20 protein-coding genes, 1 tRNA gene and 2 pseudogenes are annotated in these 26,509 nt (G+C 63.6%); 11 read left to right on the forward strand and 12 right to left on the reverse strand.

The annotated features are described in order from the left end of the window. Positions 1-225 precede the first annotated feature (225 nt). Both RIU96_RS07630 and RIU96_RS07635 read left to right on the forward strand, forming a co-directional pair. Complete coding sequence (locus RIU96_RS07630) at positions 226-1,005, forward strand: DUF6414 family protein (RefSeq protein ID WP_049191911.1); 780 nt, start codon at positions 226-228, stop codon at positions 1,003-1,005. After that, positions 1,005-1,529, forward strand: a complete 525-nt coding sequence (locus RIU96_RS07635; RefSeq protein ID WP_311204848.1) for a hypothetical protein — start codon at positions 1,005-1,007, stop codon at positions 1,527-1,529. Before RIU96_RS07630 ends, RIU96_RS07635 begins: the two co-directional genes overlap by 1 nt. Before the next feature lie 56 nt (positions 1,530-1,585). On the opposite strand, the gene RIU96_RS07640 is transcribed toward RIU96_RS07635, so the two are convergent. The 3 genes from RIU96_RS07640 to RIU96_RS07650 all read right to left on the reverse strand — a co-directional run bounded on the left by RIU96_RS07640 (position 1,586) and on the right by RIU96_RS07650 (position 5,580). Then, complete coding sequence (locus RIU96_RS07640; protein WP_006839082.1) at positions 1,586-2,383, reverse strand: ATP-binding protein; 798 nt, start codon at positions 2,381-2,383, stop codon at positions 1,586-1,588. 7 nt (positions 2,384-2,390) lie between these two features. Further along, positions 2,391-4,046 carry an IS21 family transposase gene (gene istA / locus RIU96_RS07645; RefSeq protein WP_259788011.1) on the reverse strand — a complete coding sequence of 552 codons (1,656 nt, stop codon included), beginning with the start codon at positions 4,044-4,046 and terminating at the stop codon, positions 2,391-2,393. A gap of 284 nt (positions 4,047-4,330) precedes the next feature. Then, positions 4,331-5,580, reverse strand: a protein-coding gene (locus RIU96_RS07650) for an IS3 family transposase (protein WP_144779779.1) whose coding sequence is annotated in 2 segments (ribosomal slippage) — positions 4,331-5,253 and positions 5,253-5,580 — 1,251 coding nt in all. Because the reading frame shifts where the segments join, the coding sequence is not laid out codon by codon here. A gap of 96 nt (positions 5,581-5,676) precedes the next feature. Here RIU96_RS07650 and RIU96_RS07655 point away from each other — a divergent pair. The 7 genes from RIU96_RS07655 to RIU96_RS07685 all read left to right on the forward strand — a co-directional run bounded on the left by RIU96_RS07655 (position 5,677) and on the right by RIU96_RS07685 (position 10,098). Then, positions 5,677-6,219 (forward strand): AAA family ATPase, encoded by a 543-nt coding sequence (locus RIU96_RS07655; RefSeq protein WP_311204849.1) that lies wholly within the window; start codon positions 5,677-5,679, stop codon positions 6,217-6,219. 307 nt (positions 6,220-6,526) lie between these two features. Further along, complete coding sequence (locus RIU96_RS07660) at positions 6,527-6,811, forward strand: hypothetical protein (protein ID WP_144690064.1); 285 nt, start codon at positions 6,527-6,529, stop codon at positions 6,809-6,811. Continuing rightward, positions 6,801-7,268, forward strand: a complete 468-nt coding sequence (locus RIU96_RS07665) for a hypothetical protein (RefSeq protein ID WP_144690066.1) — start codon at positions 6,801-6,803, stop codon at positions 7,266-7,268. The genes RIU96_RS07660 and RIU96_RS07665 overlap by 11 nt, the downstream gene beginning before the upstream one ends. Positions 7,269-7,303: 35 nt before the next feature. Continuing rightward, the gene (gene panD, locus RIU96_RS07670; protein WP_136649419.1) at positions 7,304-7,717 is read left to right on the forward strand and encodes an aspartate 1-decarboxylase; all 414 of its coding nucleotides are present in this window, start codon (positions 7,304-7,306) and stop codon (positions 7,715-7,717) included. Positions 7,718-7,765: 48 nt separating this feature from the next. Beyond that, positions 7,766-8,959, forward strand: coding sequence for a chromate efflux transporter (chrA, locus tag RIU96_RS07675; protein ID WP_144690068.1), 1,194 nt, complete (start codon positions 7,766-7,768; stop codon positions 8,957-8,959). An 87-nt stretch (positions 8,960-9,046) separates the two neighbouring features. Beyond that, a complete protein-coding gene (locus RIU96_RS07680; protein WP_144690070.1) occupies positions 9,047-9,934 on the forward strand; it encodes a 3-hydroxyacyl-CoA dehydrogenase in 888 nt (295 codons plus the stop codon). Between the two features lie 91 nt (positions 9,935-10,025). Beyond that, a tRNA-Glu gene (locus RIU96_RS07685) sits at positions 10,026-10,098 on the forward strand. Positions 10,099-10,205: 107 nt separating this feature from the next. Here RIU96_RS07685 and RIU96_RS07690 read toward each other — a convergent pair. From RIU96_RS07690 to RIU96_RS07720, 7 genes and pseudogenes are all read right to left on the reverse strand, one after another. Further along, positions 10,206-10,850 (reverse strand): annotated as a pseudogene (locus RIU96_RS07690) (IS256 family transposase); the annotation flags it as partial. 89 nt (positions 10,851-10,939) lie between these two features. Next, the gene (locus RIU96_RS07695) at positions 10,940-11,692 is read right to left on the reverse strand and encodes an ATP-binding protein (RefSeq protein WP_201740600.1); all 753 of its coding nucleotides are present in this window, start codon (positions 11,690-11,692) and stop codon (positions 10,940-10,942) included. Beyond that, positions 11,692-13,341 (reverse strand): IS21 family transposase, encoded by a 1,650-nt coding sequence (istA, locus tag RIU96_RS07700; protein WP_201740601.1) that lies wholly within the window; start codon positions 13,339-13,341, stop codon positions 11,692-11,694. Before istA (RIU96_RS07700) ends, RIU96_RS07695 begins: the two co-directional genes overlap by 1 nt. A 140-nt stretch (positions 13,342-13,481) precedes the next feature. Beyond that, positions 13,482-14,030, reverse strand: a pseudogene (locus tag RIU96_RS07705) (IS256 family transposase); the annotation flags it as partial. Positions 14,031-14,327: 297 nt separating this feature from the next. Further along, positions 14,328-16,517: a YhgE/Pip domain-containing protein gene (locus RIU96_RS07710; RefSeq protein WP_259787523.1), complete on the reverse strand. Its 2,190-nt coding sequence runs from the start codon at positions 16,515-16,517 to the stop codon at positions 14,328-14,330. Continuing rightward, positions 16,514-19,105 (reverse strand): YhgE/Pip family protein, encoded by a 2,592-nt coding sequence (locus RIU96_RS07715; RefSeq protein WP_311204850.1) that lies wholly within the window; start codon positions 19,103-19,105, stop codon positions 16,514-16,516. The genes RIU96_RS07710 and RIU96_RS07715 overlap by 4 nt, the downstream gene beginning before the upstream one ends. Before the next feature lie 235 nt (positions 19,106-19,340). After that, positions 19,341-19,739: a carboxymuconolactone decarboxylase family protein gene (locus tag RIU96_RS07720; RefSeq protein WP_136652737.1), complete on the reverse strand. Its 399-nt coding sequence runs from the start codon at positions 19,737-19,739 to the stop codon at positions 19,341-19,343. A 58-nt stretch (positions 19,740-19,797) separates the two neighbouring features. On the opposite strand from RIU96_RS07720, the gene RIU96_RS07725 reads away from it, so the two are divergent. Next, positions 19,798-20,739, forward strand: coding sequence for a pyridoxal-phosphate dependent enzyme (locus tag RIU96_RS07725; RefSeq protein WP_259813811.1), 942 nt, complete (start codon positions 19,798-19,800; stop codon positions 20,737-20,739). Further along, complete coding sequence (locus RIU96_RS07730) at positions 20,715-23,480, forward strand: FAD/NAD(P)-binding protein (protein ID WP_396136755.1); 2,766 nt, start codon at positions 20,715-20,717, stop codon at positions 23,478-23,480. Before RIU96_RS07725 ends, RIU96_RS07730 begins: the two co-directional genes overlap by 25 nt. Here RIU96_RS07730 and cydC read toward each other — a convergent pair. Beyond that, entirely contained in the window at positions 23,477-24,964 is a 1,488-nt protein-coding gene (gene cydC / locus RIU96_RS07735) for a thiol reductant ABC exporter subunit CydC (RefSeq protein WP_136652740.1), read from the reverse strand. The two genes, RIU96_RS07730 and cydC, sit on opposite strands and share 4 nt — an antisense overlap. Further along, a complete protein-coding gene (locus tag RIU96_RS07740; RefSeq protein ID WP_311204852.1) occupies positions 24,961-26,502 on the reverse strand; it encodes an ABC transporter ATP-binding protein/permease in 1,542 nt (513 codons plus the stop codon). Before RIU96_RS07740 ends, cydC begins: the two co-directional genes overlap by 4 nt. Positions 26,503-26,509: the final 7 nt, after the last annotated feature.

Consider the following 26,509-nt stretch of genomic DNA (forward strand, 5'->3'; position numbering starts at 1 on the left):
CCATCACTTAGAGTGTATCGAGAGAGCTGGAGACTACTCCCGAAATTGCCGCGAGTAACAGGGAAAGTTTCGACACTAGCCAGAAACTCCGGATGAACTAACAGAGCCAATGGAGTACCCATTCGTAAGCGGATTTAGGCGATGGGTTGATCGGCAAACTCAGCTCATTAAACAAAGTACTATAAGTTATACTTATTTTAAGAGTAAAACTATTTAGGAGCCTAGATGGCAAAGAAAAAGCAGGAGCAACGATCGATCGTTAAAGTAGTCTATTTTGACCAGGATACAGCGTCTGACTACTTAGATATCGTTGCAGGAGGCAGTCTCGAATCAACCAAAGAGAACATTGGCACGAGGACTGTCGAAACCCATGCCAGCGTAGAAGCTAAACTCAGCGCAAAGCTTAGTTGGCTTCCCTTTATCGGCGGTGCAGGCGAACTGGGAGCCGGGGCTGAAGCCTCTCTAGCCGGCGGAAGTATTTTAAGCAAGACGCTGTCAAACACGATCTTGACTGACTACCTGGAATCTTCTAGTGGCGATCTAAGAATTTCAAAACTGAATGGGTTTCGGGTTTATGCCGCCGAGAATTCCATGGCTTTCATGAAGATGTTTACGCCATACATGATCGCAGCTCGCGCAGAAGACGCTGACTTCAATATGGCATTGATGGATGAAGCGCTGGAGAAGGCGAAGGGTTATTACGAGCTAATCGGCGAAGATGCGACTCAACGCAAGATTGTCTTACGCTTCAACATCCGCGCCTTCCGGAACAGTTACGGACTCTCGGATCTATCACGAATGAACTTAGTTTTTCATGGCATTGAAGTCGGTCATACTACGGAACTGAGTTTGAATATTGAGTCAGAACTAGCTCAAAACTCTTCCCAAGATCTTAAACTTGCTAGCTTCATCGAAGAATCTCACTCTGATTCATCCGGAGCCTCTGGCGATAACAAGCTGCCGGTTTACGACATCATCCTGGCCGGTGTAGAGAGCGGTGCGTAATGGCGACCCATGACATGAAGGCCTATATTTACTATGGACCTTCATCCTGGTTTAAAGCAGAGACAGCAGGGCTGGAGGCGGAATCGTTACTAGATATCGTTTACGAGCGCGACAACCTCAATAGACAGTTCAGCATCGTGGATAAACGCGCCTCCAGCCCTTCGGAGGCAGAGCCCGAAAATGTCGAGGAAGGCCCGGAGCATGTTTTGGCAGAATCTGGAGACTACGCCAGTCTGACAGAAGCAACGATCTCAAATTTTGCAGGGTTAGTGCGGTCAATTGGTCCGAAGAATATCTATTTGAATAATCCTCCTGAGCTCGTTAGATCGCACCTTGAACGAGTGGCCGAGGTTGAGGAAGTTTCTTACGAGCTAGGCAGTTTTGATGCGCAAGTGCTGCAAGAGTTCAACGCTGATTTCCAAGACCACCTCGTAGGCCAAGACTCGGTTAAGAGCGAACTTCTTGCGGCGATGTATCAGTTGACGCGTCAGAATGTGACGGGCGTTTCTTTTCGGTACCGGTAGGGCGGTATCGGGTACCGGGGTGTTGGTGGTTGCCGGTACCCGGTTTTTACCCCCGGTTACGACTTTCGGGGTTGACGTAGCCGTGTGGGTGTCGTAGGGGCCATCCTTTCTTGTTTGATGTCGTCGCGGGTTCGCATGTCTTCTCCTGTCAGGGTGAGTTTCGAGCCGTGGTTGGCGAGTCTGGACATGACTGCGTCTGCCAGTGCTGCTTCTGAGAAGACGTCGTACCAGTAATCGGGTTCGTGTTGGCTGGCGATCACGGTAGAGGCATGTTCACGCCCGACGAGCAGGTTGAATACCTGGTTCAACGCGTGCGCTGAGACATCGGTGGCGAGAAAATCATCGATGACGACAAGTGCCGGGGCTTGCAGGTCAGCGAGGAGTTGTTTGCGGGCCTGGGGATGCTCAGCCGCAGCGTCGAAATCGTTGGCCAGGTCGTTGAGCCGGAAGTAACGGGCGGTGAGCTTTTTGCGGCACGCCGCGACGGCCAGGGCTTGAGCGAGAAAACTTTTACCGGTGCCGGTAGCTCCCACGATGATGAGGTCTTTGCCGTAGTCGATCCATTCGCAGGTGGCGAGCCGGTCGATGCGGTCTTGGGTTACACCGCGGCCGGGATAGGCATCGAAGCGCTCGAGTGCGGCGGTTGAGCCAAGGAGTTTCGCTTCACGCAACCTTGTCTGGATGACCTTGTTGTCGCGGGCGGTGAGTTGGGCTTCGAGGGCTTCTTTGATCTTGTCTTCGAAGGAATCGTTATCGCGCGTGGGGTCGTTGACGATCTCTTGGATCGTCGCGGCGAACACGCGCATCCCGCGCAGCGAGCCGAGCTTGTCGAAATCTTCATCGGTTAACGCCATGATGCTTCTACGCCTCCTCACCGAATTCAAGCTCACCGAATTCAAGCTCACCGAATTCAAGCTCACTGAACTCGAACGCTGCTTTGCCCCGTACGTGCGACGCCTGGGCTGGTGGTGCGGGACGAGTCACCGGCCTAGTTGACGCGGCAGATGATGTAGGTGATTGCGCACCACCTGTGGCGGTGGCGGTGGTGCGGGTTGCGAGGTCTTTGATGGTGTCGTGGACTTTGCGCACCGACGGGACCATGTGGGAGTCGAGGACGTCTTGGCAGGCTTGTTCAAGCAGGCTGCGGGAGTACTTCTTCGACAGGCTCAGCACGCCAAGGGCGCTATTGTAGGCTTGGGCTTCAACTTGGTGGGCGTGAAACATCTGGCGGATGAGTTCGTAGGTTGCGGCCCCAATACTTTGAGCCCATGACTCAATCCGGCCCTGATCCCACTTCGTGGCCAAGTCCTGGTGCTTTGCCGGCACATGCTCTTTATCTGTGGAGTACTGCATGTTGCCAGGCTTTTTACGGTGGGAAGCGATATGCTCACCCGCGCTGAAGATGTCGACGACATCGTCGAAGATCTGCACGTCGACACTTTTGCCGGCGAAGCTCCACGGCACAGAGTAGAAATGCTTCTCCACTTGGACGTGGTAGTTCACCCCGGCCTTGGCTTTACGCCACGTGGAATACGACCAGCGCTGTTGAGGCAGCGGGCGCAATGCTTCTGCTTCGCTTTCAACAAACAACTGCCTGCGGCTTGCGTTGCGGCCCCGGAATCCTTCCCGGTCGTTGATCCAGTCGACCTGTGCTGCAATAGCGGCGTTGAGAGCGTCGAACGTGGAGAACTCTTGGCCCGATAACGCTTCTGCGACCCAGGTCTGGACGATATCGACCGCCTTTTCCACATGGGCCTTATCCCTGGGTTTACCCGGCCTAGCCGGGGTAATCCCGCAACCGTAGAACTCGGCGAACTGCTGGTAGCGCTCGTTGACTTCACGCACCGTCGCACCACGTGTGATCTGGTTGGTTGCTGTCGAGGCGTTATCGGGCACGATGCGCACCGGCACGCCACCGATATAGTCCAACGCGTCGCGGTGGGCACACAGCCACGACCGCATCCGCATATCCGGCCACGCACTGGCATGGATAAGCCCCGAATGCGGCAGCGACGCCACAAACACATACGCCTGCACAGACACCCCGGTCAACGGGTCAACAACTGCCATGGTTTCCCCGGACCAATCAACGCACAGCTCCTCACCAGGGGCATGGGTCAAAAGCGCAGTCAGGTCGTTGACATCGACGTAGTTTTCAAACAGCGCGCAGAACTGCCGGTAGGAATAATGCTGCTGGCCAGAAGTAGCCTGACGGCGGGTGTATTTATGGTGTTCCACCTTTAACGTCACCCGCTCACCGCGTCGGCGCCGGGCGGCGATGCCTGCGAAATCCGGTTCCACAAACGCATCTGAATCCCGCCGGCGATTATCCGGAAACAACTCCGAAAGCTCCTGCGGCGACAACGCGGTAATCGTGTCCTCGTCCATCCCAGTCGAGCGCAACACCCGACTGGCCTTATCAATACTGCTGCGCGAGCACCCCAAATCCGACGTGATCTGCGACCACGAGCGGCCTTGCACAAGCGCCAGCATGATCAACCTGTAATTGGTGACCACACCAAACTCCTTCCATGGTTACGCGGCCCGCGCGTACACACTGCGCAGGGCCGTCAACCACAGACTGCCAACCCAACTACCCCCGGTACCCGATACACGCACACCCAGTACCCGATACCCGCCCGACCGGTACTAAAAACCGAACCCGGTCAAGAATGTAGATGGACCCGTTGTCGTGATGTTTTATGGGCCATCAGGGGTAGGTAAAACCGAGACTGCGAAGTTTATCAGTCGCCTCACGGGAGGATGGGCCCGACCCCTGGAAAGTGGACACGGGGATTTAATCAAGATGCGATAGTAAGTGTAGCTGATTCGGCGGCTTCAAAGGCGTTCGGCGAGCGGTAGCCACACCACGAGTGCAACCGTTGGGTGTTGTACCGGATGCACCACTGGAACACGTCCCGGCGACACACCAGCTGACTGGCGAAAACAGGCTCGTCCTTCAGGACTTCCCGCTTCAACGAGGCGTTGAACGACTCCGCCAACGAGTTGTCCGCACTCGTCCCGATCGTACCCATCGACTGGGTGACACCGAACCGCTCACATAACCTCCGGTACTGCTCAGAGGTATAGACACTGCCGTGATCCGAGTGAAAAATCGCCCCGTCAAGGCTACCTCGGACCCCGTGAGCCATCGTGAGGGCTTCTTCGACCAACTCGGTGCGCATGTGGTCGGCGATCGCGAAACCGGTCAACTGCCGCGAATAGCAGTCGATGACCGTGGCCAGGTACATATTCGACCCGTCCGCGATCGGCAGGTACGTGATATCGCCGACGTAGACCTTGTTCGGTTTCTCCGCGGTGAACCGGCGTTTCAGAAGGTCAGGGAATTTAGGCGCACGTTTCGCGGACACGGTGGTCTTCACCCGGCGTTTCCTGGTGTAGCCGAAAAGGCCCATCTGCCGCATCAGCCGGGCGGTGCGCTTGTGATTGAGACGGCCGCCCTTGCCCCGGTCGTTGGCGGGATCGGCGTTGATCGCCGCAGTTACACGTTTCGCCCCGTAACAGCCGTTCTCGGCCTTGAACACGGCCTTGATCCTCGCTCCCAGCGCCGCGTCAGCGACGAGGCGTCGCCGGCGGGCAGGAGCAGCAGATTTCCATTTGTAATACGAGGACCGGTTGACCTTCAGGACCTCACATAACCGCTTGACCTCGTAGAAGTCTCGGTGGTCATCAACGAACTGAAAGCGGTTCACCAGTTCGTCTCTTCCGCGAAATATTTGGCCGCCTTGCGCAGGATCTCTCGTTCCTCCCGGAGCTTGACGTTCTCGCGTTCCAACACGCGGATCCGCTCGGCATCGGAGAGTCCTTCAACCGGGGAGCGTTCGCTGTTGGCTGCGGCGATCGGGCTGGCGACTTTTTCACCGTTGGCGTTAGTTTTGGTGCCGGTGCCGAAGGCGTCGAGCCAGGTGCGCAGGGAGTTGCGGTTGACCCCGAGATCGGAGGCGATCGCGTTGATCGTGGCTCCGGGGGTCGACTCGTACAACGACACTGCGTCACGCTTGAACTGCTCGGTGTAGGTCTTGCGTGGCATGGTGGAAAGGTACCTCACTTTCCCAGCGAGATGCTGGTTTCAGCGTGTCCACCGCCAAGGGGTCAGGTCCGATTGCTTTTCCGAAAGCAATTTTCAATGCTACACAGCGAAAAATTTGCCTCTTATGTTTTCGGAGGAAGTCACCAAGAACCCTCGCTCGCACTGGACCTGATGGAGAGAGAATCAAGTGTAATTCTCTTCGATGAGTTTGATAAAGCAAGTTCAGTTTTCCATAGCGCCTTCTATGAGCTGTTTGACGAGGGTGTGTTGGAAGACAAGAACTATAGAGTCGAGGTTGGCAGGCCGCTAATTATTTGTACGTCGAATTACGGTTCAGAGAGTGCAGTGAAAAAGGCGCTAGGCGAAGCGCTTTACTCAAGGTTCGATGCCTTTATCGAGTTCCATCCGTTAAGCGGTTTCGAGGTGGAGAAAATTATCGACCGGTTGGTCGATGTGAAGTTTAAAGAGCTGACTCATAAAGAGGCATCCATCCTCAATGCTGATGAACTCAAAATAAATCTTAAGAGCCACTCGAAGCAGCTCGGTAATATTCGAAAACTGAGTAGCGTGATTGATCAGATTATTGGTCATAAATTAGCAATGGCTCTTCTGGAGACAGCGGAAAGTATGGATCCTTAGTCGCCGTAGCTCTGGGCATTCTTGTTACGCCCATTTAACCTAGAACCGCCTCATTGCGTCCGCCAGTTGTGACTTAAAGGGCCCGGCGCTGGCCAATATTCAAGCATGACGGTATCAGGAACTTTACAGAGGTAGGCTGCCCTCCTGGAGCATCTCGCGTCCGCTTGACAACACCTCGTATATGTTGCGTGATGCTTGGCGTACACAGAAAAAGGTAGTCGGTTGCACCGGCTGCCTTTTTTAATTTCCGAACACGGTGTCGAACACGTAACGATCACTGTCGCGCACCGGCGCTAGCGTTCGGGGCATGACTGCTACTCCTGACACCTCCGGCCCACAAACCACGCTGGCCGACGTGAACTCCTTGCGCGCCCGGCGCGTGACGCTGCACTCCAACAGTGACTTGGACGATTTCTCCGCGTCAGCACGGCGCATCGCGGAGGACATTGCCGACCACCCGGGATCGCCCGGACGATCCATTATCGGCGCGGTGGCTCTGGCGGCGTTGGTCATCATCGCCGCAGGCGTTGTGGCGGGCCTGTTGTTTGATGCCGGGGCCGCGCTCATGGAAAGTCTTGGCAATGGATCGTAAGGGAGGCGGGTGCGCGCTTCTAGTCGGCGTCGCCTTCCTCATTGGGCTGGTGATGTGGGCTCTCGCGATTGCTCTCGTCATCCTCGCCGGGGTTGTCGCACTCGGCGGGATCATCGTGGGAGGGGGCATCGTCGCACATGCGGTCAGCGAGGTAAAAAGAACGCGCGAGGTCGATGGGATCGGGGAGACGGTAGCCCAGATGAGCGTTGAATCTGAACGCGACCTGCTGGCGACACTCGTTGACCTGGACGAGCTGATCCGCACCCGTGGTGTGGGCACGTCCTTGGAAGGCACGCTCTACACCAACCCCGCGGCTTTGCGAACCGAACGCAGGAGGCTAGAGACCATGCTCACGCGCCTGTCCGTCGCTCCGGACACACCCAGCAGGCTCGCCGCCGTTGTAAGTGCTGAGACCCTGCGCGTCAAGGTCAACGCGGTACTGGACGGGGACTCATAAACGCGATGCGGGATTCGGCCACTAGACTCGCACCCGTGCTGCGAACCATGCTGAAGTCCAAGATTCACCGAGCGACCGTTACACAGGCCGACCTCCACTACGTCGGCTCATGCACCATCGACGCTGACCTCATGGAGGCCGCGGACATCTACGAGGGCGAGCAGATCGACGTGGTGGACATCAACAACGGCAACCGACTGACCACCTACGCCATCACGGGCGACCGGGGGACGGGTGTCATCGGCATCAACGGCGCCGCCGCCCGGTTGATCAGCCCTGGCGACCTCGTCATCATCATCGGGTATGCGCATTACGAAGAGCAGGAGCTTAAGGACTACAGCCCGCGGGTCATCTTCGTCGATGAGAACAACAAGCAGGTTGAGCTCGGCGAGGACCCAGCCCACGCGCCGGCGGGTTCCGGCCTGATCAACCCGCGCCACCCGGATTAAGCTCGCGAACCCGGCAGCACGCCGCGAAATGTGAGACGCTATCTCACGATGTCTACACAGCAGGTTAAAGGTAACGTCGCCGAAGTCTTCTCCGTCTTCCTCCGCCTCGGGCTGACCTCCTTCGGAGGGCCGACGGCGCACCTCGGCTACTTCCGCGACGAGTTCGTGTCCAGGCGCAAGTGGATGAGCGAGAAGACCTACGCCGACTTGGTCGCCCTGTGCCAATTTCTGCCCGGGCCCGCCTCAAGCCAGGTAGGCATGGCGGTCGGGCTACAACGCGCCGGCTACCTCGGCATGTTCGCGGCGTGGTTCGCGTTCACCATGCCGTCGGTTATCGCGCTTGGACTCTTCGCCCTTGGGGTCGCGGTCATGGGGGACATCTCCGACGCCGGGTGGCTGGCGGGCCTGAAAGCCGCGGCGGTCGCCGTCGTTGCGCACGCGGTTCTCGGCATGACAAAGTCGCTGATCACCGACAAGATCCGCGCGGGTATCGCCCTGGCGGCATTCATCCTTGTGCTTTTAATCCCTAACCCGTTCGTCCAGGTCGGCGCGATCGTCGTTGGTATGGTCGCGGGGCTCGCAGCGCTCCGGGTGACTCCCGATGCAGACGATGGCGTTGGGTTTAGCTCGCGGGTGCCGAAGAGCGTGGCGTTCGCGTCGCTCGCGGTTTTCGCAGCCCTGCTCGTGCTTCTGCCTGTGCTCGCGGCCGCGGCCAGCAGCACAACAGCCTTTATCGCTGACACCTTCTACCGCGCCGGTGCGCTCGTCTTCGGCGGCGGCCACGTTGTCCTACCGCTGCTGGAGAGCGCGACCGTGCCCACCGGGCTGGTTGACCACGACACCTTCCTCGCCGGGTACGGCGCCGCGCAGGCGGTGCCGGGTCCGCTGTTCACCTTCGCCTCCTTCCTCGGCGCATCCGCCCAAGGGGTGCACTGGGCGATCGGGGCCGTGGTGGCGACGATCGCGATTTTCCTCCCCGCCGCCCTCCTCGTCCTCGGGGCGTTGCCGCTGTGGGAGGGCTTGCGCAAGCACGCGGCCGCGGCGCGCGCAATCGCTGGTGCGAACGCGGCCGTGGTGGGCATCCTCGCCGCCGCGCTGTACGACCCTGTCTTCATCGCCGGTGTGACCTCCGCAGCCACGATGGCTGTGGCTGCAGCATCGTTTACCGCGCTGCAGGCGTGGAAACTGCCGGCGTGGGCGGTCGTGATTGCCGCCGCCGTCATCGGTTTGATTGCGCTGTAGCTCAATAGAGCAACCTGGCACTTTCCCGTAATCGGTGAATTCTTGGACACGTGCAATGAACATTTTTAGTATAACAACGAAAGTGTCATGACTGACATTAAGAACGTTTCCGTCATCGGTGCAGGCGTCCTGGGCGCCCAGATCGCATTCGTCGTCGTCCAAGCCGGGTTTAAGGTCACCGCATGGGACATCAACGACGACGCGGTTGAGGCCGCCAAGGGACGTTTTAACTCCATTGGCAAGTCCATGATCGCCGACCTCGACACTGCTAGCGAGGAAAGCGTTGCCAAGGCTCACGAGAACCTCTCGCTGACCACGGACATGGAAGCAGCCGTCGCTGAGGCGGACATTATTATTGAGGCAGTTCCGGAGAAGCTCGACCTGAAGCGCTCCACCTGGGAGAAGCTGGGCAAGGCAGCACCGTCGCACACCATCTTATGCACCAACACCTCGTCGCTGCTCGGCAGCGAGATTGCGGACGCCTCCGGAGACCCGAAGCGCTTCATCAACACCCACTTCGCCAACCGCGTATGGGTCAAGAACATCGTTGAGATCATGCCGAACCCGGAAACGGACCTGAAGTACCGCGACATTGTCGAGGAGTTCGCCCACGAGGCTGACCTCGCACCCGTCGTGCTGAAGAAGGAGCAGCGCGCCTACCTCCTCAACACGATGATGGTTCCGTTCCTGCAGGCAGCGCAGTACCTCTACGTCAACGATGTCGCTGACGTCGACCAGATTGACAAGGACTGGCGCATCTCCATGAGCACCGATATGGGCCCGTTCGAGATCATGGACATGATCGGCATGCGCTCCATCGTTAACGTTGCTGAGGGTTCCGGCGAGGACCAGCCGGAGTGGAAGAAGAAGTTCATCGACTTCGCCAAGCAGATGATCGAGGAAGGTCGCTCCGGCCAGGGCGACGGCGAGGGCTTCTACAGGTACGACGACAACGGCAACAAGATCGAGAAGTAACCCGCCCGCGGTAGGGGTGCCGACATGCTGATTTGTCGGATAGCGGGGGCGTGTTCTATCTTTTAGGAGTCGCAAACGACAGAAAGAACGCGCCCCGTTCGTCTAGCGGCCTAGGACGTCGCCCTCTCACGGCGGTAACACGGGTTCAAATCCCGTACGGGGTACAGATTGTGCGAGGCAGGTGGTTTTTACCAGCTGCCTCGCTTTTTATCGACTGTGTTCGAGGGTTAAGGGTCAAAAAGTGTGTCTGGCTCGGCGTGTCGCATGGGGGTTAGATTTGGCCTTTCTGGATGCCGATTGAGTGGGTGTAGTCGGTGTCGATAGCGTTGTCGTAGAGGGCTGGTCGTCCTGTTTCGTGGTCGGCTTGGTTCTCGTTTCGGGTCAGGGTGGATACTTTGGCGAGTTGGCCCTGGCCCCAGTCGGACTGCCTGGCGATTCGTACTGGATCGTCAGGCAGTTCCGTTTTGAGGTAGAGCCACCAATCCAGCATGCGGCGTTGTCGTTCACCGGATCTGCCCCGGTGGGTTCTGGCGAGCAGTTTGAGCTGGGCGTTGATGCCGCCCTCCAGGCTGTTGGTGGTGGATTTAATGCGGTGTTTCTCCAGCACACCTTCTGGTGGGGTGAGGTAGACAAACAGCATCTCGGACCGGAAGAGGTGGTTGAGGCTGTTGTAGGCCTTGCGCACGTTGGGGTGGGTCCACACGCGGGTCCATGCACCGGTTTTGGGGTCTTTGATCAGGGTTTTCTCGTCCATCCATGACCGGTAGATCGTGGAGAATTCGTGCAGTTGCGCACCCCATTGCGCTGCCTCGTCCAGGGTGGTGATCCGGGTTAGCTTCAGCGCAAGTCGATAGATGGTGCGTCCGGCATCGGTGCGTGGGTTGGTGGTGGTGTAGCGGCGTACAACGCGTTGTTTGGGACGTGCTTCCAGTAGCAGCGTTCTGACGATCCGATAGCACCCGGATGAGCACCGGATAGCGGTGCTTGGTCCGGGTGCCGGCGGGGCTATTGCGCGTCGGCGAGGTGTCGGCGCATGTTCGGCCCGTCGAGTGGGAGGATCTCGGCGCCTGCCACAATCCGGTTGAGGATCGATTCGGCGATCACCGCGTCATGCAGGGATTTGTACCAGTCCTGCGGCTCGAACTGGGAGGTGACCAGGGTCGAGCCACGGCCGTCCCGGGCCGCGAGGATGTTGAGCAGCTCCGCGGCGGTGTGCTGGTTGATGGGCGTGGTCAGGAAGTCATCGATGACCAGCAGGTCGCAGTTGTGCAGGTCGGTGAGGAAGTCCAGCCGTTTCTGCGACGCGGGGTCCATGACCGCGAGCTGGTTGGCCAGATCATCGAGTCTGAAGAACCGGGCGGTGTAGAACTTCCGGCAGGCGGCGTTGAGCAGCGCCAACGCGAGGTAGGTCTTGCCGACACTGGATTTCCCCAGGATGACCAGGTTGTGGGTCTGATCGATCCATTGACAGCTGGACAGCCGTGCAATTAGCTCACGATTGAGGTTGCGGTCGGGAAGGTAGCGGATTTCTTCTACGCAGGCATCAGGGTTTGGCGATCTGGATGCCTTGAGTAGTTTCTGGGTCCGACGTTGCTCCCTGGCCGTGATCTCCTTATCCAGGGCGTGGAAGATCTTCTGCGAGAACGTCCACTCATCGCAGGCGGGGTCGTTGGCCAGGTCGATGACGGTTTTCCCGAAGGCGGTCATCCGCAGCTGGGTGAACAACGTCATGTCGGCGTCGGTGAGGTGTCGATCCATCACGCCTGACCTCCTTCATCGTGGGCAGGATCCGTCTTTCCCAGTAGAGCGTCGAGGCTGAAGTGCTCAGGGCCAGCCAGGTGCGCACCGCGGGTGTCCCGTGAGCCCGGGGCCGGGTCGATGCGTGGGGCCGGCGGCGGCGGAGCATCTGTGGTGGTGGGCCGGGCGTGGACCTGGGCCCGCAAGGCCGCCAGGCGTTGCTTGACCGCGGTGTAGCTGACCGCCCGCGGGGAATCAGCGTCAACCAGTTGCCGGCAGGCCTGTTCCAGCAGTGCCTTGTTGTCGCCCTTGCCCAGGGCGAGGATGTTCAGGCAGGTGCGATACCCCTGGGCTTCGATCGGGCGGGCATCGAGCACGCTGGTGATCGCGGCGACGGTGTGGGGACCGACCTTGTGGGCCTGACGCAGGAAATACGCCCTGGACCACAGGTCCGAGGACTGCTGATGCTGATCGGGGACATGATCGGGGTCGGTGACGTAGACATGCTGGCGCGGGGAGACGGTATGGGTGGCGATGATGTCCCCGTCGCACATGACCGTCAGACGGTCGCCGGTGATCTTCACATCAACGTGGCGTCCGGCGAAGGTGTGGGGCACCGAGTACTTCACCGTGGCGATTTCGATGTGGTAATCACGGTTGACCTTGGATTTCCGCCAGGTCACCGGCTGCCAGCGGGACTCCGGCAGCCCAAGCAGTTCCGGCCGCTCATACTCATCGAACAGATCCTTGCGGCTGATCTGCTGTCCGCGGAACGGTGTTCTGGTGTTGATCGCGGTGACCTGGTCGGCCACAGCAGTATTGAGGTCATCCAGGCTGGCGAATCGCTGGCCCGCGAGCCGGCCGATCACCCAGTTGGTCACGACCTTGACCCCGGCTTCGACATTGCCTTTGTCCTGTGGTTTTACGGGACGGGTCGGTACCGCAGCGGTGCGGTGGTGCTCGAGGAAATCCCGGTAGGCGCGGTTGACGTCCCGGGCCCGGTCCCCACGAGCGATCTGGTTGGATGCGGTGGAGGCGTTGTCCGGGATGACGACCTGCGGGATACCGCCGAAGAACTCGAAGGCCTGCTGGTGGGCGTCCAACCAGTTCGGGGACTTCTCATCGAGATAACCGCGGGCGAAGACCATCCCGGAGTACGGCAACGAGGCCACGAATACCGACACCTTGGTCTTGCGCCCGGTGATGGGGTCAAAGACGGCCATCTTCGTGCCCGCCCAGTCGACCTGCATCGTGTGACCGGGAACGTGGGTGATCCGCATGGTCAGGTCGTTGACATCGACGTACTCGCCGATGATCTGGCAGAACCGCTGATAGCTGTAGTGCCGCTGGCCAGGGACGCCGTCCGTGTCGAGGTAGCCGGCCCACAACACGCGCAGCGGGAGCTTCTTCTTGCCCGAGCGTTTGGTGACCATCGCGGCCACGTCGAAGGCGACGAACTCATCCGAGGGCGCCTTGCGCCCGTCGGTGAACAAGGCGTCGAGTTCTTCCGCGGTGAGGTCTTCCACCTGGGAGGTGGAGGTAAAGCCCTGGTCCCGGCAGATTCTCTTCGCTTTGGCGATGGTGGTGTGTGAGCATCCCGCCAGGGCTTCGATCTGTCGGTAGGACAGATTCTGGATCAATAGTGACATCACCAATCGGTAGTCAGTCACGGTGTCTCCTCTTCGAGGTCCACACGCAGCCGAATTACTGCGTGTAGACCTGAGATCACCACAGACCACCAGATGCTGCTATCCGAAGCTCATACCCGCGCTATCCGATCGTCAGAACCGCGCTACTAAAAGCACGTCCCTAACACGCGTTGGGCGTGGACGAGGCAGCGTTGAATTTTCGTAGTCGGCCAGCACTTCTTGATTGCGCTGTAGGCTCCCTGGCCGCCATCGATAACGGCGATAAGTGGGGCTTCGATGCGCTCGAGAAGTCGTTGGTAGTCGCGCGTGGTTTCGTGTTTACACCAGTGCCAGGCAATCACGTGGTCGATCGTCGCCGCGACGATCAGACAGCCGCCGGCGGTGTAGGTGCCGTCGAGGAAGATCTGGTCGTAGATCCTCTTGTCGTGGCCGGCGGTGGGGTCAGGCACATCAGCGAGCCAGCACCACTTGAAGCGCCGCTTCATTGTGGCGCGGCTGACGCCGTTTCGTTTGGCTAGGTCGTCCAGTGAGATTGCGGTGGTGCAATGCTCGATGAACTGGGTGAACACTGCCGCGTTGGTGATGTCGTTTCGACGTTTGACGCTGGAGGCGCCGCATTGTTTGCAGCGCCACCTGGTGGTGCCTTTGCTGGTGGTGCCGTTGCGTTTCATCACTGCGCCGCAGTGGCAGCGTGGTTGGTTCTTTGACATTGCGACACCACACCACGTCGCGCATAGCACATCACGGCTGCCACACCGTGGATGTCCCGGCCTGAGGCCGGATATATGCTTCCGGAGCATATACTTTCCTGAAACCTACAGGTCAACCACCGAAAATCGGCGATTCCGGACACACTTTTTGACCCTTAACCCGTGTTCGACGCGAAGCCAGCTCGGCGGCCATTTACGAGCCCGTGGTCGCGTTCCGGTCGAACACAGCCGATCGCATGCTCTCCGAAAAGCAGCCCACCATACGACGATTTGAAGGGGCGGCGAGCACGCGGGTGCCTAGGCCATCATCACCTTGGTCTGCGCGACCGCCTTGTCCATGCGGCTGATCGCGTGGCTCAGCCGGTGGCGCAGCCAGAGGCCGAGGGCAAGGAAGGGCAGCGAGAAAAGTACGAGGATGCCGAGGGCACGCCAGAAATCCCAGCCATAGGTGCCGAAGATGGCGGCGCGCATCGCTCGGATTGAGTAGGTCGCGGGAAGCCACGGGCTAATCCCCTGCACCCAGCCCGGCAGCAGCTGCAGCGGATAGGCGCCGCCCGCCGCCGACACCTGAAGCACGAGAATGAGCACACCGATGGCCTTGCCGGAATTGCTCAGAGAAACCACCAATGTATAGCAGATGAGGTGGAACACCAGGCTCGAGACCCATCCCGCCACCAAGAGGAGGAACGGGTGCGCGGGCTCGATCCCGACATACAGGATGAGCCCCGCCATCAGAAGGGTGGACTGGGCTAGCCCGGTGGTGACGAAGGTGAGGTAGCGGCCGAGGTACTTTTGGGCCGCTGTGAGTTGGCTGGGGGCGACCACGTTCTGCTCGATGGAGCTGTCGTCGGTGCGCACGGCCAACGACGTCAGCAGGGCGCCCACCCACAGGGCGAGCACAGTGTAGAGCGGGGCCATGCCGGCGCCGAAGCTGACGCGTGGGAAAACACTCTTACGCTCCACCTTGACAGGGTCGACAAGGGCGTCGGCCAGCTGCTCCGGGTGCCGGGAGACGAGGTCGGCCAACTGTGTCAGGTCGCCGTCGGAGCGCGCCTTGGCAATTGACTGCTGCGCCTCCTGCATCGTCGCCGCGTTGGAGCGCAACGAGTCGGCGGTGTCCCGCAGGTTGTCGCCTGAGGCCGCCAGGGTGTCGCGCAGCGAACCTGGTCGGTTGGCCAGGGCGGAGGAGACGTTGTCCATGTCCGAGCGGACCTTGTCGACGTCTGCGCGGACGTCGTCCAGCGAACTCGACAGCGCCTCGAGGCGGGGGCGGAGCCCCGTGTCGTAGGACGCCCGGGCCGAGTCCATCGCCTCGCGGGCCTGAGCGATGGAGTCCTTGATTGCCTGGCGCTCGGCATTGTCCCTGCCGCGTCCACCCTGCCCGGCGGCAAGGCGCGCGGCTGCGTCGTTGAGCCGGTCGCGCACGGCCGTCTGACGGGCGATGGCGTCGTCCAGGTCACTGATCACCGCGCGCGCCCCCGGCTGGGCGTGGGGGGGAAGCGCCGGGGCGACTTGGCCGTTGATGGTGTCGCGCAGGGCCGTGTACTGCTTCACCTGGACATCGACGCGCGCGGCGATGTCCGTCAGGCTCGCGGCGGTGGCCTGGGAGGTGGCGGAAGAGTCCGCCATCAGCTGGTCGACGCGGTCGCTTACGGCGGCAAAGCTTTCCGACGTCGCCGCCAGCGCCGCCGCAAGCGCCGCGCCGTCGCCGTTGAGGCCCGCCCCGGTGGCCCCGAGGTCGGCGGGGCGCACTTGGTCGAGGGAGTCGCCCAGCGCCGCGGAAATCCGCTCAGCGCTGTCGACGAGCGGCACGCTCGACTCGGTGAGGGAGGCGAGAGCATCGACGGTGTCGGCGATGGAGAGGAGCTGGTCGCGGGCGCTGGCGGTGCGCTTCTCGATGGAGTCGAGCGCCTGCTGGGTCTCCGCCTCGTTGAAGAAGTCCGAGGCTGTTTCGATTAGCCCGAAGGACACCTCGCTCAGCGCCCTGGTAAACGACGCGCTAATTTGGGCGCTGACGCCCTGCGCCCCGCTCGAGACGAGCAGCGGGGAAATGGGGTTCTTTTTCTCGTTGACGTAGAGGTCGATCCGGCTGGGCTCGGAGTTGCCGGCGTAGAAGGTGAACATGTCGTCGCTCAATGTGGGCGGAAGGACGATCGCGGCGTAGTACTCGCCTGACTTCGCACCCTCAATGGCGTCGTCGGCGTCGGTGATCACCCAGTCCATCGATTTATCGCGGTAAAGCTGGGAGAGCACCATGTCGCCAACGTTGACGGACAGCGGGGTGAGGTCGCTCGTGTGTCCTTCGTCGGTGTTGGCCACCGCCACCTGGAGGCGCTCCGTATCGTGGAAGGGGTCCCACGTAGCCAGCACGTTGAACCACGCGAAGAGACAGGGAATGGCGATGAGGCCGACCATGACGATGCCCGCCATGACGTTGGTGTAGAGACGGCGCAGGTCGTTGTAGGCGATGGAGAAGACGGTTCTCATTGGGTGGCCTCGCTTTCCCCGCCGGTGGGCCGGATGGTGACGCTCGTGCCGGCGGAGTCGTGGCGGTGGATCACGGCGTCGCGCAGCTCGGCCTCACCGAGAAGGGAGACCTGTTCGACGTCGACGAGGCTCTGGGTGAAGTACTCAACCGCGCCGAGGTACAGGATGACCAGCAGGGACCAGCCCACCACGATGGCGAGCATGATGGTCTTGTCGGTAGGAAGAAGCATTGTCAGCAGGGTGATGATCGCGATGCCGAGAACGCCCGCGCCGATTCCGCCGAAGATGAGGGTGCGGTAGTTTTCCCTGAGCATCCGCGCCCGCTTCTCGACACCCCCACGGAACTCTTCGCGATCAGACAGTGCGGCCATGATGTCGGACGCGCGGTAGGGCGAGCCCATGACCTCGACCTTCTCGTTGGTAATCAAATTGGTGCGCGCGAGCTGGCGGTTGAACAAGAGGTTTGCGTGTGAGGATGTGAGGCGGAACAACCATCCCAAGGCGAAGGCCACGGCGGACATGGCGAGAAGCGTCGCCATGAAACGGAAGTAGTGGTATCCGTAAAATCCGGCGATGGTTTCGCGCATTGCGTCGATGCCGTAGCGGAAGGGGAGGAACGGGTAGATTCGGCGGAAAAAGCCGGGCATCAGCTCGATGGGGTAGAGCCCGGATGCACCCGGAATCTGGATGACGACGAGGAACACGGCGATGCCGCGGCCGATGTGGCCGAGCGCGGAGACGATGGAGTAGATGATTCCTGTGTACGCCACGCCAGTAACGATCGCGGTGGCGAGGAAGGCGGTAAAAGACTGCATCTGCACTCCGAAGGCTGCGTTGCCGAGCGTCACCACGACGGCCTGGAGCACCGAGAGCGTAGCGAAGAGCAGAAATCGGCCGAGGTAGGCCTGGCCGACGGTGAGGCGGCGGAAGCCCTCGGTGTCGACCTCGACGCGGAAGATGATCGTCAGCATGAACGCGCCGATCCACAGGGCCAGGTTCGTGAAGAAGGACGCCATGGAGCTGCCGTAGTTCTCGGTGGGGAAGACGGCCTGCTGCTCGACGGTGACGGGCGAGGAGATGTACTCGCCGATCTTCGCCGAGTTGAGGCTGGTGACGGTGTCGAGGATTTCCGAGTCTGACGTGGCCAGAAGCGCGTTAATGTCGGTCTCGGCAGAGCGCGCGCCGTCGGCGAGCGTGCTGAGATTGCCCGAGACGTCGTCGAGGATGCCAAGGCTGGCCGCGAGCTGATTGTCCACCCCTGCAAGCAGCGATATCGTCTCATCACGCAAGGCGCGCTGGCTGTTCAGCGCGCCGCGCGCGGAGGCAACGCTGCCGGACGCCTGGGCGAGCGAAGCGTTGAGCGCGGGCACGGACTCCCCAATCTGCTGGCTCGCAGCGCGTGCAGCGGCGTTGGCCTCTGAGGTTGCGTCCTCAAGGGAGGTGCCGAGCTCGCTAATCGACGCCAGCACCGCACCCGTACTGCGGTCTACCTCGTTCAGGCCGTCGAGGACCGTACGGGAGGCGGTAGTGCGCTCTTCCAACGCGCTGGCCGCGGAATCGAGCTGGGCGCGGATCTCGGGTGACAGGGCCGCGCTGCCTGATAGGGCGCGCAGTTGAGCGGTGGCGGACTCGCCCTGTTCGACCACCCCGTCTACCTCGCTGATGGCCGAGCGGACGCGCCCCTGAGCGGTGCCGAGCTGATCCGTAGCGCCCGCGATGGTGGAGTTGGCGGAGGCGGCGCCGAGGCTGAGCGCGTTGGTGGATTCAACAAGCGCAGTGGAGGTGTCCGCGGTGAACCCGGCGGCGGAGCTCTGCAGCTCGGCGATGATCCCCTCGGCCTCGCCGAGGGACGAGTCGACCGACCCGAGGGTGTCGTCGACGGATTCGACGAGGGCGCTCAGCTCGCCAACGACTGGCCGAGCGCCTGAGACGCTCTGCTTCATCGTGCTGATTCGTAGCTGCGCGGCGTCGAGGGCGGCAGCGATGTCAGCGAAGCTTCCGGCGGCCCTTCCGCGTACCTCGTCTGCGTTGTCGCGCAGCGTGAGGCCCGTTTCGCGGAGCTCGGTCGCCGCGGCCTCTCCGACCTTCTGCTTGAACGCCGAGGACACCGCGGCGTCGACGGCCGAGGCGCCGGCGTCGGTGATGGAGGGGGCGACGCCGTTGCTCTTCTCGTTAACGTAATATTCCAGCACGGGCTGGGTGTAGGTCCCGCTGACCAGGCTCAGCAAGTCCTCGCTGAACTCGGGCGGGATGAGGAACATGGCGTAGTAGTCGCCCCGCATCAGACCGTCACGGGCCTCGTCCTCGGGGAGGAACACCCAACCTATTTTGTCGTTGTCGCGGAGTTGCTCGGCGATTTGTTCGCCGACGTCGACCTCGCCGACGAGATCAGTTGAGGCACCGCGGTCGTTGTTGACCACCGCGATGCGGATGTTCTGGGTGTGGTCGTAGGGCTCCCAGAAGGCGTTGATGTTGAACCACGCGTAAAGTGCGGGGGTGATGAGCACGCCGACGATGATGATGAAGGCTCGGGGAACGCGCAACAGGCGACGTAGGTCTCGTTCAAGGATCTGCCCGCTTTTTCTCACGGGGCGAGCATACTCCGGAGCGGGGAATTAGGGAAACGCACCGCACCGTCGCCTCCATGTGTGGGCGGCGCAAGCGTGCAGGGAGAAAGCGTGTGCTCGGATCGGTCCAAATCGTGGCCGAGTGAAGCTCTGGATACCTGGGCCGCGCCGGCAGGATCGAGCTTGACGATGACGGCGAGACGCTCTGGGTCGGCGGTGCCGTGCGCGTCAGGGTGCGCGGCGTGCTGGGCGTGGATTAACTCTTGGGACCGAGCTCGGCGTCGAGCACCTCCTGGGCCACTTTCATGGCGGACAGCGCGGCGGGCGCCCCGCAGTAGCCGCTGGCCTGGATGATCGCCTCGGTGATTTCTTCGCGGGTCAGGCCGTTGGTGAGAGCGCCGCGCACATGGCCGCTCAGCTCCTCGTTGGCGCGCAGGGCAACGAGCATCCCGATGTTGAGCAGGCTGCGGTCGCGGCGGCTGAGCCCCTCGCGCGTCCACACCGAGCCCCACACGGTGGCGGTGACGTGGTTCTGCAGCGCCTCACTGTCGGTGCCGGTCGTGCTGGCGATGGCGTTGTCGACGTACGCGTCGCTCATCACTGCGCGGCGCACCTCCATGCCGTTGTCGAATCGGTTGTCAGAAGTGTTTTCCATGCCTTAGAATTGTAGGCGTTAATCGCGGGGACAATAGGAAACGCATAAGATACTTCTCATGGAAAAGAGCGACAATCTAGGCCTGCTCTCCGCGGTCGGAAGCACACCCCTCATCCGTCTCCCCAATGCAGGCGCAACTGTGTGGGGCAAGCTGGAGTCCTTCAACCCCGGCGGCAGCGCGAAGGACCGCACCGCAAGGGCGCTTGTGAGCGACGCGATGGAGCGCGGGGTCATCGGTCCCGGCAGTGTGGTCGTGGAGTCGAGCTCGGGCAACCTCGGCGTGGCGCTTGCGCGCGAGGCCGTCATTGGGGGGTGGCGGTTCCACTGTGTCGTCGACACGCGCACGAACGCCGCGACCCTGGCACACATGCGCGCGCTCGGGGCCACAATCCATGAGGTCGAGCGGCCGGACCCCGAAACAGGGGACTGGCTCACGGCGCGCCGCGCGCGGGTGGCGGAGATTGTCACCGAGCTCGGCGCCGTCAACCTGGACCAGTACTCGAACCGGGCGGCGTTCACCGCCCACAGCGAGGGCACGATGCGTGAAATAGCGGAGCAGCTCGGGCACGCGCCGGACATCCTCGCGGTGGCGGTCAGCACGACCGGCACCGTTGGCGGGTGCCTGGCCCACATCCGGGAGCACAACCTGCCCACCCGCGTCGTGGCGGTCGACGCCGAGGGCTCCGTCCTGTTCAATGGCGCGCGTGGCGACCGCGTCCTGCCCGGCTACGGCGCCGGGATGGTCACCGAGCTATCCACCCAGGTCGTCCCCGACGAGGTGATCCGGGTGAGCGCGCGCGACGCGGTCGCGGCCGCGCGGGCAACGGCGCTGACCACCGGTTTCATGCCGGGGGCCTCCGGCGGCGCGGTGGCGTGGGGCGTCGATAAGCTGGTGGCAAAGAACCCGGGCGCGGAGATCGTGGCCGTCTTCCACGACGACGGCCGCGCGTACCTGGACACGGTCTACAACGACGAATGGGTCGAAAGGAACATCGGGTGAAGGTAGCAATCATCGGGGCCGGGCCGCGCGGCCTGTGGGCGGCGGAGGAACTCTTCGAGCGCGCCCGCCAGCGCGGGACACGCATCGACCTGACGGTGTTCAACGACGGGCCGCTGGGCAGCGCGAGCGCCACGGGCGCGTTCCAGCCCGCCGGGCCGGGGCAGTGGCTGCTCAACGTGCCCGCCACGGCGATCGAGTCCCGCCTCGGCTCCTTCAACGCGTGGCGCGGCGCGAACGACTCCTTCCCGCCGCGCCGCGAGGTCGGTGAGTTCCTGGCCGCGTCCTGGCGAGCGCTGGAAAACAACACACCGCGGGGCTGCGCGGTGACATTCCGCGAAGTCGAGGTGCGCGACCTAGACGCGCACGGGGCCGGTTTCGAGGTCGACGGCACGGTGTTCGACGAGGTGCTGGTGTGCACCGGGCACGCCCCCGCGGCCCCGGTCGACGGCGCGATCCCCGCCTACCCCCACCACAAGCTGGATGCGATCTCGCCCGCGGACACCGTGCTCGTGCGCGGCGCGGCGCTGACGTTCATCGACGTCACCCGCTACGCCCCGGCGAAGGCGTTCTACCCCGTCTCCCGCTCCGGGCGGTTCATGGAGGTCAAGGCGTACCCGGCCGACGAGAAGGCGCTCGAGCCCGCTTTACGAGGCGTCGCCGACGCCATCCTTTCCTCCGGCTCCTACGAGGAGTTCGTGGGGGCCGTCGCCGAGGCGTCGTTAAGCGTGCTCGAGGCCCAGGGCGGGGACGGCGGCCTCGAGGAGGTCAACGCAGTTCTCACAGGCACGGATTTCACCGGGCACGCGGTCGCGGAGCTGCACGCCTCCCTCGCGGCCGCTGAGGGGTCGCGGCCGTGGACGGCGGCGCTTGCGGTGGGCTACACGTTCCGCACCCTTTACCCGCAGGTGATCGAGCGCGCGTCCTTCGGCGGGCGGGAGAGCCTGGGCGGGGAGCGGTTCTACCGGCTCACCCGCATCCTCGAGCGGGTTGGGTTCGGCCCGCCGCCCGAGACGGCCCGCGACCTCGTCCGCGCGATCGACGAGGGCCGGGTGCGTACCGACCTGCTGGGCCGCGGCGGCGACAGTCTCAGTGACCTCGCCCGCGAGGTGGGGGCGGACGTGGTCGTCGACGCCGTCAACGCGCCCCCCGGCGTCGTCGACGGCACCCTAGTCGGTGCGCTCGTGCGCAAGGGCCTGGCGCAGACCGACGCGACGGGCGGCCCCGCGGCGGTGAAGGCCGAGCGCGACGGCACGCTCGTCGGGCAGTCGCACATCGCCGCGGCGGGGCGGATGAGCGAGGGTTGGATCCTCGGCCACGACACGCTGCGGCGCGGCTCCCACGAGGTGATCCCTGCGTGGGCGGCGCGCGTGAGCGCCGCCGCGATGGCGCACCCCGAGCGCGTCCACGGAGCGCCGCCGCTTACCGCGCGCACAGAGGCGTGGGCCGACGACCTGCTTGCCGATGCCGACGCCTGCCAGTCGCTGCTTGAGACCTATTCCAACCCCGTCAACGTGCTCAACGCCGCCCCGATGGAATCCCACATCGACGAGCTCGTCGCCGCCGGCGCGAGCCGAGGTGTGGACGTGCGCGTGTTTTTCGCCCGCAAGGCGAACAAGGGCCTGACTTTTGTGGACGCCGTGCGCGACGCCGGCCACGGCGTGGACGTGGCCAGCTTCAACGAGTTGCGGCAGGTCATCGACCGCGGCGTGCCGGGGGAGCGGATCATCGTCTCCGCAGCCATCAAGACCGATGAGCTGCTGCGGCTGGCCATTGACCACGGCGCGGTGATCTCCGCCGACAACGTCGACGAGTACGAGCGGATCGCGCGGCTCGCCGATCTCGCGGGAGGGCGGGCCGCGCGCGTCGCCCCCCGCCTCGCCCCGGACCCCGACACGATGCCGCCGACCCGCTTCGGCGAGCGGCTGCGCACGTGGGTTGAGCACCTGACCGCCCCGGGCCAGCCGGCGCGGGCCGTACACGTCGTCGGCGTGCACGCCCACCTCCACGGCTACGCCGCCGCGGACCGCTCGGCCGCGCTGCGCGAGTGCATGGAGCTCGCCGATACACTGACCGCCGCAGGCCACACCCCGGAGTTCATCGACATCGGCGGCGGGGTGCCCATGAGCTACCTCGACGACGCCGAGCAGTGGGCCGACTACCAGGCCGCCATCGCCGCCCAGCGGGCCGGTTACGCCGCCCCGTTCACGTGGAGATCCGACCCGCTTGCCACCACCTACCCGTACTACCAGCGGCCCACACGCGGGCCGTGGCTGGACGAGGTGCTCTCCGGCGGGGTCGCCGAAGCGCTCACCGCGCGCGGCTTGCGGCTCCACCTTGAGCCGGGCCGCTCGCTTCTCGACGGCTGCGGAGTGATCCTCGCCCAAGTCGCCTTCGTGAAGACGCGTAGCGACGGCCTCCCGCTCGTCTGCCTGCACATGAACCGGACCCAGTGCCGCACCACCTCGGACGACTACCTCGTCGACCCGATCCTGGTCAAGCGCACGCCGCCGTCCGCGGCTGTCGAGGCCTTCCTCGTCGGCGCCTACTGCATCGAGGACGAGGTGATTCTGCGCCGCAGGATCCGCTTCCCCCAGGGGGTCTCAGCCGGCGACATCATCGCCATCCCCAACACCGCCGGGTACTTCATGCACATCCTGGAGTCGGCCTCGCACCAGATCCCGCTGGCGAAGAACGTGGTGTGGCCGTCCGGCGAGCTTGACCCGATCGACCAGCCCGGCTAGTTCTCGTGGGCTACGACGATCACGGTGCGTTGCGGTTTCGGCCCGGGCAGCGGCGAGTTGAGCAGCATGTGCATTAGATCGGCTGAGTCGTCGGGGGTCAGGTGCGCTGTGGGTTCGTCGAGAAGCAGCACGTCGGCGTCGCTGCACAGCGCGCGGGCGAGCAGCAGGCGGCGGCGCTGCCCGGCCGAGAGCGAGTCGGCGCCGTTGTCGAGGACAAAGTCCAAGTCGAAGGGGAAGCCGACGGCGGAGAGGACGCGCGTGGCGAGGGTGTCGTCAAGCTCGGGCGTGCCCACGCGCAGGTTCTCGCGCACCGAGGTTGAAAACACCCACGCGTCCTCCGCGTAGAACCTGGTGCTTGCCGGGGCGGTCGCTTCGCCCGAGGCGGCGGGCACCAACCCCGCGAGCGTTTCCAGCATCGTGGTCTTGCCTGAGCCCGAGGGCCCGCGCACGAGCAGGCGCTCGCCGGGCTCCACGCGGAGATTCCACACCGTATCGCCGTAGATGGTGCGCAGGTCGCGCGCCTCGACGGTGTCGGACACCGCGGGTCCAGCGACATCGGCGCGTTGCGTGTTCAGCAGGTTGCTCAGGCGCGATGCGGCGCGCGCGGCGTCGTCGGCGTGGCGCGCGGCGGCAGGCAGGGGACCGTGGGACTCGAACGCCGCCAGCGACAGCATCAGCAACATGCCCAACCAGGTCGGATTCCCGCTGTAGGTAGCCACCGCGATCGCCGCCACGCCGAGCGCCGCAGCGCCCGTGGCCACGGTCTGGATCGCCTCGGCCGCAACGGTTGAGCGCTGCGCGGCGAGCTTCTCGCGCGTGACGCGTTGCGACGCTTCCGCGACCTCGCCGATCAAAGCCTCGGCCCGACCGGCCGCGGCGAACTCCACGCGGTGCTGCAGCACCTGATCGAGGCCGACGGCGAACTCGGTGGACTCCTCCACCTCGCGGGCGCGGCGATTCGAGCGTGCGGCGATGCGCGGCACCACGAAACCGGTCACGGCGAGAGCTGCCGCCATCACCAACGCGGCCGGCGGGCTCAGCCACGCCGCAAGCCCCAGCGCGGCGAGGGAGACCACCACCGCAACGAGGCGGGGGATGTGGCTGCGCACCAGAAAGTCCGTGACCCGCTCGGTGTCGTCGACCACATAGACGTGGCCCTGTCCGCGCGATGTCGCAGCGGACGAGGCCAGCGCGTCGTAGACTTTCGCGCGCAGCTCGCTCAGCGCACCGAGCGCCAGCTGGTGAGCGACGATCCGGTCGATGTAGCGAAACACTGCGCGAGAGATGCCCAAACCCCGCACCGCGGTGATCGCCACGGACAGGTGCAGCACTGGGGGCATCTGCCACGCCCGGGTGATCAGCCAACCGGACAGCACCGTCAGGCTCAGCGCGGACAGCAGCGTCACCGCTGCGGCGGCGACCGCCAGCGCAACGGCCCCGGGTTTGACCCCCGCGACCCGCAGCAAGGATATGGCGTTTCTCACAGGTCCACCACCTTGTCGGAGGCCTCGGCGACGCGCATGTCGTGGCTGGCGACCAGTACCGTGCGCCCGCGCTCGGCCGCGTCGCGGATCGCGTCGAGCACCTCGGCGACGCGCTCGGGGGACAGATGCGCGGTGGGTTCGTCGAGAAGCACAATCGGCGCGGGCGAGGCGAGGGTGCGGGTCAAGCCGATCAGTTGCAGCTCGCCCGCGGAGACGCCGCGCGAGGCAGGGTCGATGAAGCGCTCGGGTTCGACCGTCGGGGCCAGCGGGGTGGGAGTGACGGGCGCGCCGAAGAGCTCGAGGTTCTCGCGCACGGTGCCGGGCACCGTCGCGGGCCGCGCCGCGAGGAAGGCCACCTCGCCGCCCACGGCGATGCGCCCGCTGACGTCGGTATCGGGCAGCGCGCCAAGTATGGCGAGGAAGGTCGTGGACTTGCCCGTCCCGTTCGGCCCGCGCAGCACGGTGACCTCGCCGGGGTGGGCACGGAACGACAGGTTGTGGGGCAGCGTGCCGTCGCGCCCGGTAACGCTCAGGCTGTCCACCTCCACGCCGGACCGAGCAGGCGTGAGGTAGGAGCCAGCGGTGGCGGTGGGGGCGTCGATAAGCGATAGCACCTTATCCACCGCCTCGAGCCCGTCGGCGGCGGCGTGGTAGTTCGCGCCGACCTTGCGCACGGGGTTGAACACCTCGGGCACCACGATGAGCACGACTAGGCCGGCGAGCAGGCTGATGTCGCCGTAGACCAGGCGCAGGCCGATACTCACCGCGACCAGCGCGACGGAGAGCGTGGCCAGGAACTCGAGCGCGAACGACGACAGGAACGCCAGGCGCAAAACGCCCATCGTGGAGGCCGCGTGCCGCGCACCGGCGTCGCGGATGTGCTCGCCCGGGCGTGTCGACGCCTGCATCGCGCGCAGCGTCGGCGCTCCACGCAGCAAGTCCGCAATCTGGTGGCCGAGCGCGGTGGAAACACGCAGGCGCTGCTCCGTGCGCGCGGCGGTGAGCGTGCCGATGAGCACCATAAACGCCGGGATCAGCGGCAGGGTGACCAGCGCGAAGACGCCGGCGACGACGTCGAAGGAGAACACCGCGATCAGCGCGATCGGCGTCGCGATCACCACCGCGACGAGCGAGGGCAGAAAATCGGTGAGGTAGGGGCGAAAGTCGTCCAGGCCGCGGGTGAGCACGTGGCGCCACAGGGCGGAGTCGCGTTCGACGGCGCGTGGGTCCTGGCGCGCCAGCGCGGCCAGCGCCTTGCTGCGCAACACGTCGATGGTGGCGCCGGCGGCGTGGAGCGAGGCGCGCTGCGCCGCCGCGGCCGCGGCGCTGTGGGCGAGGATCACCGCGGTGAGCGCTGCGAACAGCAATACGTAGTTCACGTCGCGCCCCTCGATGGCGGACGCCGCGATCACGCCAATCAGAACACCTCGCGCGACGACTAACGCGGTGGTGACCCCCTGCGCGATTCCCGTGCGGAGGATGAACCGGCGCACGGGGGGCGCAAACCGCACGAGGCGGGGGTCGACAGGGGAGGCCACGGTGCTT

The sequence above is a fragment of the Corynebacterium sp. Z-1 genome (genome assembly GCF_031844665.1).
Classification (GTDB): domain Bacteria; phylum Actinomycetota; class Actinomycetes; order Mycobacteriales; family Mycobacteriaceae; genus Corynebacterium; species Corynebacterium sanguinis.